The sequence below is a fragment of the Okeania sp. SIO3I5 genome, from assembly GCF_010672085.1.
GTDB lineage: Bacteria > Cyanobacteriota > Cyanobacteriia > Cyanobacteriales > Microcoleaceae > Trichodesmium.
On the sequence record NZ_JAAHHT010000043.1, the window covers coordinates 1 to 14,184 of the forward strand.

At 39.2% G+C, this 14,184-nt stretch carries 9 protein-coding genes; 5 read left to right on the plus strand and 4 right to left on the minus strand.

The window, feature by feature from the left end:
* Positions 1–276: 276 nt before the first annotated feature.
* The 3 genes from F6K40_RS12765 to F6K40_RS12770 all read right to left on the minus strand — a co-directional run bounded on the left by F6K40_RS12765 (position 277) and on the right by F6K40_RS12770 (position 4,846).
* The gene (locus F6K40_RS12765) at positions 277–3,870 is read right to left on the minus strand and encodes a DUF4347 domain-containing protein (RefSeq protein WP_293136312.1); all 3,594 of its coding nucleotides are present in this window, start codon (positions 3,868–3,870) and stop codon (positions 277–279) included.
* A 556-nt stretch (positions 3,871–4,426) separates the two neighbouring features.
* Entirely contained in the window at positions 4,427–4,573 is a 147-nt protein-coding gene (locus F6K40_RS40815) for a DUF5131 family protein (RefSeq protein ID WP_365671253.1), read from the minus strand.
* Between the two features lie 18 nt (positions 4,574–4,591).
* The gene (locus tag F6K40_RS12770; RefSeq protein WP_293136314.1) at positions 4,592–4,846 is read right to left on the minus strand and encodes a hypothetical protein; all 255 of its coding nucleotides are present in this window, start codon (positions 4,844–4,846) and stop codon (positions 4,592–4,594) included.
* A gap of 1,272 nt (positions 4,847–6,118) precedes the next feature.
* Between F6K40_RS12770 and F6K40_RS12775 the strand changes: the two genes are divergently transcribed.
* From F6K40_RS12775 to F6K40_RS12795, 5 genes are all read left to right on the plus strand, one after another.
* Positions 6,119–8,047 (plus strand): AMP-binding protein, encoded by a 1,929-nt coding sequence (locus tag F6K40_RS12775; protein WP_375340564.1) that lies wholly within the window; start codon positions 6,119–6,121, stop codon positions 8,045–8,047.
* A 539-nt stretch (positions 8,048–8,586) separates the two neighbouring features.
* A complete protein-coding gene (locus F6K40_RS12780; RefSeq protein WP_293136318.1) occupies positions 8,587–9,036 on the plus strand; it encodes a YlqD family protein in 450 nt (149 codons plus the stop codon).
* Between the two features lie 21 nt (positions 9,037–9,057).
* Positions 9,058–9,183, plus strand: a complete 126-nt coding sequence (locus F6K40_RS12785) for a hypothetical protein (protein WP_293136320.1) — start codon at positions 9,058–9,060, stop codon at positions 9,181–9,183.
* A 153-nt stretch (positions 9,184–9,336) separates the two neighbouring features.
* Entirely contained in the window at positions 9,337–10,623 is a 1,287-nt protein-coding gene (locus F6K40_RS12790; RefSeq protein WP_293136322.1) for a dihydrolipoamide acetyltransferase family protein, read from the plus strand.
* Between the two features lie 414 nt (positions 10,624–11,037).
* Positions 11,038–12,033, plus strand: coding sequence for a zinc-dependent alcohol dehydrogenase family protein (locus tag F6K40_RS12795; protein WP_293136324.1), 996 nt, complete (start codon positions 11,038–11,040; stop codon positions 12,031–12,033).
* A gap of 989 nt (positions 12,034–13,022) precedes the next feature.
* Here the strand turns inward: F6K40_RS12795 and F6K40_RS12800 are convergent.
* A complete protein-coding gene (locus tag F6K40_RS12800; RefSeq protein ID WP_293136326.1) occupies positions 13,023–13,718 on the minus strand; it encodes a hypothetical protein in 696 nt (231 codons plus the stop codon).
* Between the last annotated feature and the right edge of the window lie 466 nt (positions 13,719–14,184).

The window sequence follows — 14,184 nt, forward strand, 5'->3', positions numbered from 1 at the left end:
TATCAAATCCAGTTGAATACAAGAGTGTATTGTTGGGGGAGATGGTCCGATTGTCCGATTTAATAATGAACATATACTATATAACCGGATTCTATATGAAATAGTATTTTGGTGATATAGCGCTACCCATTAAGGTTAGGACATTCCTAAATCTTGTTTGCGGAGCATTTCCCTATACGAAAAACCTTTTGACAGTTTACTATTCCCTAGTACGTAACGCCATACCATTTCTGCGCTTGAGATGCACCTTTTTGTAGGATTTTTTTCAAAGTGCTATTATGCTATTAATACAAAATCTTCAGCTTGCAAGTTTGCTTGATTTTCTAAAGTTGCAAACAGACCTCCATCACCGAAACCGCTAGTTGCACCATTAGGGTTATAGAAAAGTTGACTATTGGCAGAATTATAAACTATCTTAGCGCTGCTAGTCGCTGCTGCAGCATCACTATCAACAACGGCGAATTCTCCTGCTACACTGAAACCATCCCCAGCTACACTAGCTAAACTGGTAAAGGTAGTTTTATCTAAAACTATTTTGTCTAACTCAGCACTATTGAAGTCTGTAATAATATCTGAACCAATATCAGTCAGATTAAATTGACTGCCAATATCAAAGATAAAGCGATCGCTATTACTACCACCTGTTAAAGTATCTGTTCCCTGTTCGCCATTGAGAATATCTAGACCATCACCACCTTGAAGAATGTCATTTCCCGTAGCTCCCGTCAGAGTATCATTACCTATCCAACCAGTGAGGGAGTCATTACCTGCATTACCGTTGATAATATCTTGACCATTACCGCCACCAAGTGTATCTTGACCATCACCACCGTTAAGTTCGTCATCACCTGCCTGACCTTCTATAAAGTCGTCCCCACTATCACCGTTAAGTTGGTCATTCCCTTTACCTCCTTTGAGGGTATCAGCATCATTGCCACCATTCAAGGTATCAGCATCATCTCCACCTTGGAGAATGTCGAAACCATCACCTCCATCAATAATGTCATTACCTATCCAACCAGTGAGGGAGTCATTACCTGCATTGCCGTTGATAATATCTTGACCATTACCACCACCAAGTGTATCTTGACCATCACCACCGTTAAGTTCGTCATCACCTGCCTCTCCTTCTATAAAGTCGTCCCCACTACCACCGTTGAGTAGGTCGTTCCCTGTACCTCCGTTGAGAGTATCCGCATCATTGCCACCATTCAGGGTGTCAGCGTCATCTCCACCTTGGAGAGTATCAAAACCATTCCCCCCATCAATAATGTCATTACCCAACCAACCAATTAGGGAGTCATTACCTGCATTGCCGTTGATAATATCTTGACCATTACCGCCACCAATTGTATCTTGACCATCACCACCGTTAAGTTCGTCATCATCTGCCTCTCCTTCTATAAAGTCGTCCCCATTACCACCGTTAAGTAGGTCGTTCCCGATACCTCCTGTGAGGGTGTCAGCATCATCTCCACCTTGGAGAGTGTCGAACCCATCACCCCCATCAATAATATCATTACCCCGCCAACCAGTGAGAGAGTCATTACCTGCATCACCATTAAGTTGATCGTTACCCGCACCTCCACCTAGGGTATCATTACCATCACCGCCATTTATAGTATCGTCACCAGCAGCGCCTTTTAAAGTATCGTTGCCACCAAGACCATCAATGCAGTCATGATCTGATGTACCATTGAGTGAGTTATCTGAGCTATCGCCAGTTATACAGTTTTCTGGTGGTGATGTAGGGATAAACTCAACAGCACCAATATCTGTAATGCTACTACCATTATTATCGCCATCTACAGGGCGAGTATTGCCTAACTGGTCTGTAGTGGGTGCATCAGTATTAACTCCTGCATCAATAGCGGCACTACCATCTTCCAGGGGATGAACCAAGAAACCGTTAACCTCTTGCAAATGTGCTAAGTTAGGATCGCCAATTGCAATATTCGCTGTCACCAATATGTCATGGCCATTTACTGCGGGAAATTGCAAGTTACCTCCCCTGTCAGTCAATTGAAAGTGTGTTTGTTGACTAATACCAAATTCATTACCAGCAGTGTTGCGATCAAAAATCGTATTTCTGACTCTGACATCAGGAGCTATACTCTCCGTGGTGTAAACAGCACCTGCCAGATTTGCTGCATAATTGTTAGTAATTGTCGTGTTGGTAATTGTCGTAGGTGATAAAGTGGCGATCGCACCTCCCAGCCCCACCGTACCATCTGGACTTTCTGTTCTGTTCTCGGAAAAGGTACTGTTAACAACATTGACTCTGGTTAAATCTGGTTGTTGTTGGACCCACAAACCTCCACCCTGGGTCTCCGCAGTATTGCCCGCAAAAGTAGTATTGGTAATTTGATGCTGCACTGGAGTGGTACGGCCTGCGCTACTTTTCCCTGTACCGATTCTGATGCCTCCACCATCAGCAAAATTCTGGTCGTTAAAAATTACAGAATTATTGATAACCTGAGTATCTTCAATTACTACATTATCCCCCGGATAAGTAAACAAGAACGCTGCACCACCACCACCAGCACCTTTGTTATTTTCAAACAAACTATCGCGGATGATAATGCTGCCATTATCGCCCCCGAAACTGGCAGAAACTCCATCGGTATATATTGCACCTCCCAAACCGTGGTTACCGGTTGGTGTAAATGCTCCAGCAGTGCTGTCATTCTTGATAAATGTCGAATTTTCTATTGTCAAAGCAGTGGAAGGAGTATTGATGGCACCACCGTTAATTCCTTTATTATTAGTAAACTCGCTATTTTGAATTGTCAGAGTTGCAAAACCAAATGTAGCAATTGCACCACCACCTCTTTCATGTTCACCCGCAGTAGCATCGTTGTTATCAAACTTACTGTTAATAATTGTCGTATTACTCTGATGTCCCGTCGCAATAGCACCGCCTCCTTGTCCAGAGGTTACGTTATTTTTAAACGTACTGTTTTCTACGGTTAGGGTACTTTGAAAGCCAGTATTAATTCCGCCTCCGTTTCCTTCTAAACCTGATTCAGTTGTTCTGCCATTAGCAATTGTCAAGTTTTTGATGGTAACATCTGTTTGATGATCTGTCTGGAAAACTCGATGGGTGTTATTCCCATTAATAGTTAAACCAGGTGCATCTACTGCATCAATGATTATGTCTTCTGTGATGTCTAATTGACTGGAAGTAAGGGTAATAGTTTGATTAGCTAAACTGGGAGAAAATTCAATTGTATCTCCTGATTGAGCAGTGGCGATCGCTTCTCTTAAGGAACCAGCACCACTATCATTATTATTGGCGACTGTAAGAGTGGCTAAAGTACCATTATAATTAGCCATTGTTTCTGGCTTTAATACTTTAGAAGCTGTAATTTTTCCAGTAGTAAATTCTAAGTTCCAATCTCCAGGATAAGCACCTGTTAGATTAACTGAAGCTGCAATATTTGCTTTAGTTAGTTGATGTAATTTCTGGACAAAGTTTTCACCTATTCCTGCTGCGATATTACAACCATAAAGTAAAATTTCTGAGCTTGAATTAAGAGAATTTTGCCACTGTTTTAAATGGTCGCGATACCGATCAATATTATTGATATCTAGACAAATATTTCCTAATTTTAAGCTGCCTGGGCTACCGTGGGAAAATATGTGAATGGTATCTAATGTTTGGCGGGAATTAGTATATTGTTCTAGATAAGTTGTAATGACTTCTATTCCGTCTTGATTTTGAGGAATAATAATTACATTGATTCCTGAAGAAATTCCGGAAACTAAGAATTGATAATCCTCAATTTGCGAATCAATAAAAACAAGATTTTGGGATAAAAAATTAGGTGTTTCTAATTTCTGATTAATTTGAGAATCTGCAGTTAACATTTTTCTTTCTCCTAGAGGGTGATTATTGGTAGATATACCCTTGGAGTTAGATAGTCAGCTTGATTAGTTATTCTCTGAGCAACAAGTAATAATTATTACTCATTTAAAGCTTTAGTTATGGGATAATCTAGCAGGAATTGCCAGCCTTCTAATATTCAAGATACTTCAGGCTCGTACAAAATGTCACCCGTGGTTTTACTGAATTTTTCTGTTGTTGAGTAGAATACTAATTATGGCTTAGTAAAAAAGTATTTTGCTGAGGACAAAGAATTAGAAATACTTAATCCTTAACAATTGCACGAGATAAAATTCCTCACCCCTCACTAATATAAAATCCGGTTATACAGTAATCGCATTCAAAAATCCTCAACTAAAATATGTGTTTGCTAGAAGGACGAATTTAAAAATTTATGCATTTTCATTTCCTTTCTTACTCCTTACTTCTTACTCCTTACTTCTTACTCCTTACTCATTACTCCTCAGTAATACGATAACTAATTACCCGGATTCTATATAAAATACAAGGGTTTTAGGCTGTGTGCTCCGTGCCCACGTATTAAGTATATACAAATATAGACATATTTTTCGGCTTCCTGTTCGTAACCTCTAACGCATAACAATTAGCACACCCAGGGCTAATTTGGTTGCATCCTGTCACCGGATTCCAGGACTTGTCGCACAAATCAATATTAGTTTTCTTCATCTATTTCTTCAACCCTTTCTAACTCTTCAACTCTGATTCTTCATAAGCTTGTAACTCTTCAAATTCTCTTAGCAATTCCTCAAGAAATTCAATTTCTCGGCGCTTATAATACCCTTGAAAAACCTCCAGATAAGAATCATACCCCAAACGCGAATCAGGATCGAGTTCTCTTGAATAATAACACCCTAAATCGTTTCGAGACAGAGACCAGAATTCGTCAGAATATTCTCTAGCAAACTGATGATCAAGGTTGACCGAAATTAGTTTTTCCAATAATTAAAGCAAGAAAACATTATTTGGAAACCTTAAAAAAAAGTACCTATAGCCTTTCCCAAGCTCTCGGAGGTACAGTTGTTTTTCTTCTTTATATTCCTACGGAATGAGAATTACTACTCCTTATTCCCTACTCCCTACTCCCTATTCCCTACTCCCTATTCCCTATTCCCTATTCCCTACTCCCTACTCCCTATTCCCTATTCCCAGTTAATAGTTAATAGTTAAGTGTTCCCTGTTCCCTAAAACCAAAGAATTTTGTACCTCACGCTTTTTGGGAATTGCTATATCACTCCTTATATAGAATCCGGGTAATTAGTTATCGTATTACTGAGGAGTAATGAGTAATGAGTAATGAGTAATGAGTAAGGAGTAAGGAGTAAGGAGTAAGGAGTAATATCAAATCCAGTTGAATACAAGAGTGTATTGTTGGGGGAGATGGTCCGATTGTCCGATTTAATAATGAACATATACTATATAACCGGATTCTATATTAGAAGGAAAATTTAGGGGTTCTACAGCAATTCCGGCAGCTTGTGCAGCCACCATAATGATTACTGGAAAAGAAAGGGAACCCAGGCATATCAAGTCTTATAAGTGTCGGATTCAAGGAGGAGAGATCGATTTTTTGTATAGACTTGATGAATATTATTGGCCTCAGAGAACATCATCGAATATACCAAGTGTTGACTTTTCAATAGCCAGGCAAATTATTGATTATTTGTGCAAAAAAGGTTGTGCTGAAGTCAAAGAATTAGCAATGTTTTTAAACAAAACATCCGAATATATTATAGTAGTTTTAAGTCGGTTAAAAAGCAGGGGAGTGGTTAAATGTAAAGTAGGGAGGAAGGACAAAAGGCGACGAATATAGGAGTTAAGTCGGGGTGATAAGGGAACACTTAACTGGGAACAGGCATGAAAAACATTTCCTAGTCTAAGATTTATCATCAGAGACTGAATGCACAACTAAAGATTAAGACGGCCAGAGTGGTTGATGTTCGGTGGGTGGGGTGCGGAAAGTTAAATTTTGGTTACGATTCACGCGTTATTGCCGCCTCACCCTCCCCACCCTAGGCCTGGATTTAATATTCCTTTTACAAACATTCTCTCAGTAGTTGTCCTAACTCTCCCTTACTTTGCTATATATGTAAGTTAAAAAATCGTCCCGAAAATTAGTAAACTTACTTACAATTCTTAGATACTAGATTTATAACCAAAACTTTTAGGAAATAGACAATGACCATATCTCCCACCTCCCCCAACTCCTGGCAAATGAGCGATCGCGAACGTGCCAATCTCCAAAAAGTCACTCTCTACGACTCTGTTCAATCTCTCCCGGAAATATGGCCCTTAGCATCCCAATATTTTGGCAGAACTACCGCCCTCCACGATCCCCACGTTAAACCAGAAGTAAAATTTACCTACGAACAACTAAATCAACAAATTCAAAAATTTGCTGCTGGTTTACAATCTTTGGGGGTTGTCTCCACGGAAAATACCACATCCCTACCTCCTAGAGTGGCCTTATTTGCCGACAATAGTCCCCGGTGGATGATTGCTGACCAAGGTATTATTATGGCTGGTGGAGCAGATGTAGTTAGAAGCGGGACTGCAGATATACAAGAATTGGTCTACATTCTTCAAGATAGTGGCAGTATTAGTTTGGTCGTAGAAAACTTGGCCTTGTTGGAGAAATTGAGCGATCGCCTACAAGACCTACCTATACATTTAATTATTCTCCTATCTGACGAAGACCCAGACTCTAACGAAACTCTACCCGTGGTCAAATTTTCCCAAGTTATTGCCACAGGAGAAGAAACTACCCTCAAACCAATTAACCAAAATCTGGAAACTCTAGCTACCCTACTCTACACTTCCGGGACTACAGGTAAACCCAAGGGAGTAATGCTAACCCACGGCAACTTGCTGTATCAAATCAACCTGCTTGGCACAATCATTCAACCTAACCCAGGAGAATTTACCCTGAGTATTCTGCCAACTTGGCATAGTTTTGGACGTGTAGGAGAATATCTTTCTCTCTCCCAAGGTTGTACCCAAATTTATACGAATAAGCGTTATTTGAAAAAAGATTTCCAAGAATACAAACCCCACTACGTCTTCTGTGTACCCAGGGTTTGGGAATTAATTTATGACGGAGTACAAAAACAGCTCAGGGAACAACCAGCAAGTAAACAAAAATTAGCCAACTTTTTCTTCAGTATAAGTCAGCAATACATCACAGCTAGGCGTATTAGTCAAGGGTTAATTTTGCAACTTGACAAACCGTCTCAGTCTGAGAAATTCCTAGCAACCTTAAAAAGTTGGTTATTATTACCTCTTCATATTTTGGGAGAAAAAATTGTTTATCAAAAAATCCGTCAAGCTACAGGAGGTCGGTTAAAATTTGCCGTAAGTGGGGGTGGTTCCCTAGCAATGCACTTAGAAAATTTCTTTCAAATAGTTGGTATAGATTTATTAGTCGGATATGGTTTAACGGAAACTTCCCCAGTTTTGACCGCCCGACACCATTGGGAAAATCTGCGGGGGTCTGCGGGAAGACCTCTTCCAGGAACTGAGATTAAAATAGTTGACCCAGAAAGTGGTAAAACTTTACCTCCTGGAGAGAAAGGAATAGTTTTAGCACGGGGGCCACAAATTATGGTGGGTTATTATCAAAATCCTGAAGCGACCAAAAAAGCTATTGACTCAGAGGGTTGGTTTAATACTGGTGATATTGGTTGGATGACTCCTGAGAATGATTTGGTATTAACAGGCCGGGCAAAAGATACAATTGTTTTGACTAATGGGGAAAATATTGAACCTCAGCCTATTGAAGATGCTTGTGCCCGTAGTCAATATATAGACCAAATTATGTTGGTGGGGCAAGACCAAAAATATTTGGGTGCTTTGATAGTACCAAATGTTGAGGCAGTAGAAGCTCAGGTTGCTCAAGGGAATCCTTCAGAGTCTCAACCAGAGATTGACTGGAAAGGTCAAGCACTTCAAGAATTGTTCCGTCAAGAATTGAATCGAGAGGTAAAAAATCGCCCTGGATATCGGCCTGATGACCGTATTGGCCCATTTAACTTGATTTTGGAGCCATTTACGATAGAGAATGGAATGATGACCCAAACTATGAAGATTAAGCGTCCTGTTGTCACAGAGCATTACCGCGATATGATCGACAGAATGTTTGATTAATTATTATTGGTAATTTTTGATTTTAGATTTTAAAGAACCAGTAAGGGTTTTTTAACGTTTAGAAGGAGATTTTAACCCAAGTTCAAAAAGCTAATAGCTGAATGCTAAAAGCTAATATAGCAGTCGAAGCAAAGGTTAGGACCTATAAAAAGCCTAAAACTCAGTTCCTTCTGCCCCCCCTTTGAAAGCTATGCTTTATAAACATCTTTCTTAACATAAAATTTGGGCATTATTGACAAGTTATGGGTATATCTGGGTTCGGTTTTTTCGGGAGAAAAATGTATTGAATTAGACACGCTGGAGTGAAGACTGTAGACAGAATTCTTCCTCCCCCTCCTCCCCCTCCTCCCCCTCCTCCCCACCCTCCCACAAGGGTGTTAAGAGTTCCTTATAAGGGATAGCTTGTTAAGGGGGGTAGGGGGGATGCCCTCAGCATAAATGCCTTTTGCTATAGCTAGTTAAATTTTCCTCTAAATCATCTAAAATCAAATTTTTTACCCATATTTGTAGACACAAAACAAACTAACAAGAAAAATTTTATGGAGTATTCTCAAACACAATTACTTCTAAAGCGAGCGATTAATGTTAAGGTAGTCGTTACACCACGCTGGAAAGAAGAAGCTCAACAACAATTGCAAGCTCAAATTAATAATTTAGATAGCCAATTACAACAGCTAGAAATGCAAGGGCAAAAGGCAATTTCTGAAATTCAAAAGCAAAGCGTACAGCCTCCAGGTCCTCAAGTACAACAGCAAATAGAAAATATTCAATTGCAGGTAAACCAAAAGAAAAATGAACTTTTGGAGCAGAAAAATCAGGCTCTACAACAATTACAACAAGTACAAACATTAGAATTAGAACAACAAGTTAGTCAAGGTCAAATTGAAAGTGTCTTTACTGCGGATATTGGAGATAATTTGATCAAAAAAATGCAAGTAGAAATTCTGCTTCGAGATGGGGTAATTGAAGAAGTCCGGGGTGAGGTTTAAATTTTTTAGGGAATAGGAAGTGTGGGGAGTGTGGGGAGTGTGGGAAGTGTGGGGAGAAGGGGAAAAGCAGGGCATTTTTATTCTAATTTTTTTGCGATAGCCAAACCCCTGAAGAGGAGAGATTTCTACCGAAAAATTAAGGTTTAAAGCCTCTCCATTCAGGGATAAAAAAAAGAAAAAAAGTTCCTCTGAACCAATCCTATTCTTAAAAAGAAGAGGTAATTATTAATTGTTAATTATTAATTATTAATTATTGAACCCTTTCTTCTTGTCAACAAAAAACAACAACGGAAAACTAACATGATTAACGAAATATTTATGCCCGCCCTTAGTTCTACTATGACAGAGGGTAAAATCGTTTCTTGGCAAAAATCCTCCGGTGATTGGGTGGAAAAAGGCGAAACAGTCCTAGTGGTTGAATCAGACAAAGCAGATATGGATGTAGAATCCTTCTATTCTGGATATTTGGCCACGATTCTTGTAGAAGCAGGAGATGTCGCTCCAGTTGGGTCTACTATTGGTTTGTTGGCCGAAACAGAGGCAGAAATTGAGCAGGCAAAACAGCAAGGTGGAACTACAGCAAAGAAAGAACCTGCTGCTGCTTCTAGTTCGGCAACTGCTGTTGCTACAGCTCCCATTTCTACCACCACAGAAATCCAAGATAATGGCAGTCGTCGTAATGGACGGATTATTGCTTCCCCTCGTGCCAAAAAACTGGCCAAAGACTTGAAAGTAAATTTGAGTACCCTCAAAGGTACTGGTCCTCACGGTCGTATTGTGGCCGAGGATGTGGAAACAGCAGCAGGTCGTACTCCAGCGACCGTAGCTGCACCAGTGAAGACCCCTACTCCTACTGCTCCGCAACCATCTATTCCTGCTCCACCACCACCTGCACCTCCTGCTCCAGTCACTCCTGGGCAAGTTGTGCCGATGAATACTCTGCAAAATGCAGTGGTGCGGAATATGATGGTCAGTTTATCTGTGCCTACTTTCCATGTTAGTTACACGATCGCCACCGATAATTTAGATGGGTTGTACAAACAGATTAAGTCTAAGGGTGTGACTATGAGTGCTATTTTGGCAAAAGCAGTCGCAATGACTTTACAAAAACATCCTTTGCTCAATGCTGCTTATGTGGAGCAAGGTATTCAGTATCCTTCTGGGATTAATATTGCAGTGGCGGTGGCAATGCCAGATGGTGGTTTGATTACACCAGTATTGCAAAATGCTGACAAGATGGATATTTATTCTTTGTCTCGCACTTGGAAAGGTTTGGTAGATAGGGCGCGGGCAAAACAGTTGCAACCGGATGAATACAGCACTGGAACTTTTACTATTTCTAATTTAGGAATGTTTGGGGTAAATACGTTTGATGCTATTTTACCACCTGGTCAAGGTTCGATTTTAGCGATCGGCGCATCTCAACCTCAAGTCGTGGCAACTAATGATGGTATGATCGGGATTAAGCGACAAATGCAAGTGAATATTACTTGCGATCATCGGATTATTTATGGTGCTGATGCTGCTGCTTTCTTACAAGATTTGGCAAAGTTGATTGAAACTAACTCACAGTCTTTGACTATGTAATTTCAGTTATCAGTTATCAGAGGTACACCCACGCGAGCAAGATGCTCGCACTGGGTTGATTCTTGTTATCCCCTTTGATTTTCAGATTGACAGGACTGACGCAGAACCACCATATCTATGTAGTGGCGATTCGCGAATCGCCACTACATATGGTGTCTTATTTTGCGTAAGTCCTGTATAAATGACCATATTAAATCTGTTTTTGAGCAGTTACAACCAGGGTGACTACCTTTAATCGATATCTGTAAAAGGCATTTTGCAGAAATTAATTGTGTAATTTATGTCAAAGGTGACGAAAGACCTGCAATTCATTTTGATAAAGATATTGTTGATAAAGCTGCTACACTAAATGCAGAAATTGATGTAGATTTATACTTTTTACCAAAATAATTAATATCAGGAAAAAAAACAATTATGAAAGCAGTTTTAATGACATCACCAGGAACACCAGAAGTTTTACAAATACAGCAGGTTGCTGACCCTATAATTGAAAATAATCGAGAAATATTAGTCCGTTTGAAAGCTGCTGGGGTAAATCCTATTGATACAAAATTACGAACTCGTGGCACTTTTTACCCAGATAAAATGCCAGCTATTTTAGGATGTGATGGAGCGGGTATTGTGGAAGCTATTGGCAAAAATGTAGAAAAGTTTCAAGTGGGAGATGAAGTTTATTTTTGTAATAGTGGTATCGGAGCTACTCCTGGAAATTATGCAGAATTAGCCGTTGTTGATGAAAGATTTGTAGCCCAAAAACCGAGTTCTTTAAGCTTTGTTGAAGCTGCTGCTGCACCGTTAGTTTTAATTACTGCTTGGGAATCTTTGTACGATCGCGGAAAGTTACAACCTGGTAGAAAGGTTTTGATTCATGGTGGTGCTGGTGGTGTTGGTCATATAGCTATACAATTGGCAAAGTTACAAGGTGCTGAGGTTGCTACTACTATTAGTTCGGAAGAAAAAGCCGATTTTGTTAAAAGTTTGGGAACAGATTTAGCAATTTTTAAACATGAAGATTTTGTGGAAGCTATTTTAGATTGGACGAATGGAGAAGGGGTAGATTTAGCTTTTGATACTGTTGGTGGTAAGGTTTTTTATGACACTATTCCGGCAGTGAAAGTTTACGGTGATTTAGTAACAATTTTAGAGCCAAATTATAGCTTGGGAAATTTGAAAATTGCTAGGCAAAGAAATCTGCGAATAGGGTTGGAATTAATGTTAACTCCAATGATGAAAGGATTGATGGAAGCTCAAGAAGACCAAGCTAAAATTTTGCAGCAATGTGGGCGGTTATTTGACCAAGAAAAACTTAAGATTTATGTGAATAGAACTTTTGCTTTAGATGATGCTATAGAAGCGCATCGAATTTTAGAAGCAGGTTCTATGGTTGGTAAGATTGTTTTGACTATTTAATTTGTAAGCATTCAGCTATCAGCTCAAGTATTTTAATACTGCTGATTATTATTCATAACATTCTTTTTTAAAATTGGTATGATATCAAATCCGTTAGTATTAGTAAAATTTCTGCCCGTAGGGGTTTGGTCTCCAAACCCAATCCCTAGGAGTGAATTTCTGCCTCGTAGGGGTTTGGTCTCCAAACCCAAACCCTAGGAGTGAATTTCTGCCTCGTAGGGGTTTGGTCTCCAAACCCAATCCCTAGTGTAGGATGGCAGAAATAATATCATGTCCAGTAGCATCGTTTGTGTATAAAATTAAATCATAATAGGAAAAAACCCTTCTGCACTCTGACTTCTACTCTCTGCCTTCCTTCCACGAAAGTATAAGTATTCAAGCGGACATTATATAACTGATCAGTTACAAAATCCTAAAATCCTTATACCATTTCGACCTGATGTTGCGCTTAATATAAACAGGACTTACGCAAAATACGAAATTAGACGCCACCTGTAGGGGCGAATGGCATTCGCCCTTACTATATATAGTGGTTCTGCGTAAGTCCTGATAAAGATAATAGCTATCAGTAAAATTCAGGTTTTGGTAAGAATTATTAAGCGCATTGTTACAGAGAAATGGTATTATATCATGTCCGGTTGAATAGTTATAAATAAAAATGGAGGAGTCAGGAGACAGGAGACAGGAGATAGGAGGGAATAAGAGGAAGTTTTAAGGTATAAAGAGGAGCAAGTTTTTTTATCACGCTCTTATCCGGACATGATATTACTAACCAATAATGCATGAATTTTGAATTTTGAATTTTGACTTCCGCGTAGCGGCACTAGGAGTGAGTTTCTGCCTCTTTTAGAACCTCCCAACTTACTGAGCAAGAGGATTTGATATTAGCTATAGACATGAAAAAGAATGTAGGGATATTCCATGAAACATCCCTACAGAGGTGTGAGAAAAGGTTTATTTACTTTCTGGATATGTCTATTAACCATGAATTAATATCTAGGAATAACTGAAGTTAGTAGCCAATATAATTTATGCTTAAAAGTTTTTTTGGGTACATTTGTTTTAACCGTAGTCGGTTGTTTCATTACTTGTAATAACGAACTTAAAGCATAATTTTCAGATGAGTTGACTTGCTGATCAAAAAGAGCAATATTAATCGCCAAAGGTAGAGCAATAGCAGCTACATCTGGCTCTAATTCTTCAACTAATAAATCAATACATTGAGGAACTCTAACTGCAGAACGAATTCCTTGCAATATCTCTTCATGTAATCCTAATTGTTGCAAATTAGGATATATTTCTTCCCATTTAACTTCCCGATCTGGGTCTCCTGCTTGAATAACATAAGCTATCAACCTTTGCAATTTTCCTTGTTGCTTGGTTGTCATGTTTTCGATAGGTTCAGTTGTAGTTAATTCTTGGGAATTATTTTGATTTTCTTCTTGCTTTACACCATCAACAATTTTTTGCCAATCTTGAGTATCGCAAGATTCTGGTTTTTCTACAGTTAAGGAAATAGTTATTTTTTTATCTAGACCAGCGTCAAGTTCAGTTACTTCTGCTTTTACTCCCAAAAAACCTAGCCATTTAGCAATAGTATGAATTAATGTTAGACGGGTTGAGTGGCAGTTTGCTAATAACCGAACTTGGGTCCGAACCATGGGACGAACTATTTGTGTCAGCATTATAATCCACTTACTGTTAAGTTTTTGTCTTAGCTAGAAATTTACCTTTTTATAGTGTAACTAATTTTTTTGTCGCAAATAGCAGTTTTAGCTACAGATTTTTCTTAATATAGGTGGGAAAGTCAACTGCTAAACACCCACCGACTTGATATTGATAGTTATATCATGTCCGGTTGAATAGTTATAAATAAAAATGGAGGAGTCAGGAGTCGTAGGGGCGAGCAAGCGAATCGCCTGTACAGGAGTCAGGAGGGAAGAGGAGGGAATTTTAAGCTATAAAGAAGAGAAAGTTTTTTGGTTGCGTAAGCGGAAGGTCGTTCTATCACGCTCTGATCCGGACATGATATTAGTGATAGCTTACCTTTGGCAGAAGGAAAAAAGGAAAAGTTATAATTTGTCAATTTTACCAATTATATTATCAGGACTTACCCAAGGACACTATATATAGAGCATGGCAAACAGAGCG

Coding starts and splice junctions, on each gene's coding strand:
- F6K40_RS12800 (WP_293136326.1), bottom strand. CDS start 13,718: ATGCTGACACAAATAGTTCGTCCCATGGTTCGGACCCAAGTTCGGTTA.
- F6K40_RS12790 (WP_293136322.1), top strand. CDS start 9,337: ATGATTAACGAAATATTTATGCCCGCCCTTAGTTCTACTATGACAGAG.
- F6K40_RS12780 (WP_293136318.1), top strand. CDS start 8,587: ATGGAGTATTCTCAAACACAATTACTTCTAAAGCGAGCGATTAATGTT.
- F6K40_RS12765 (WP_293136312.1), bottom strand. CDS start 3,870: ATGTTAACTGCAGATTCTCAAATTAATCAGAAATTAGAAACACCTAAT.
- F6K40_RS12775 (WP_375340564.1), top strand. CDS start 6,119: ATGAGCGATCGCGAACGTGCCAATCTCCAAAAAGTCACTCTCTACGAC.
- F6K40_RS12795 (WP_293136324.1), top strand. CDS start 11,038: ATGAAAGCAGTTTTAATGACATCACCAGGAACACCAGAAGTTTTACAA.
- F6K40_RS40815 (WP_365671253.1), bottom strand. CDS start 4,573: ATGAAGAAAACTAATATTGATTTGTGCGACAAGTCCTGGAATCCGGTG.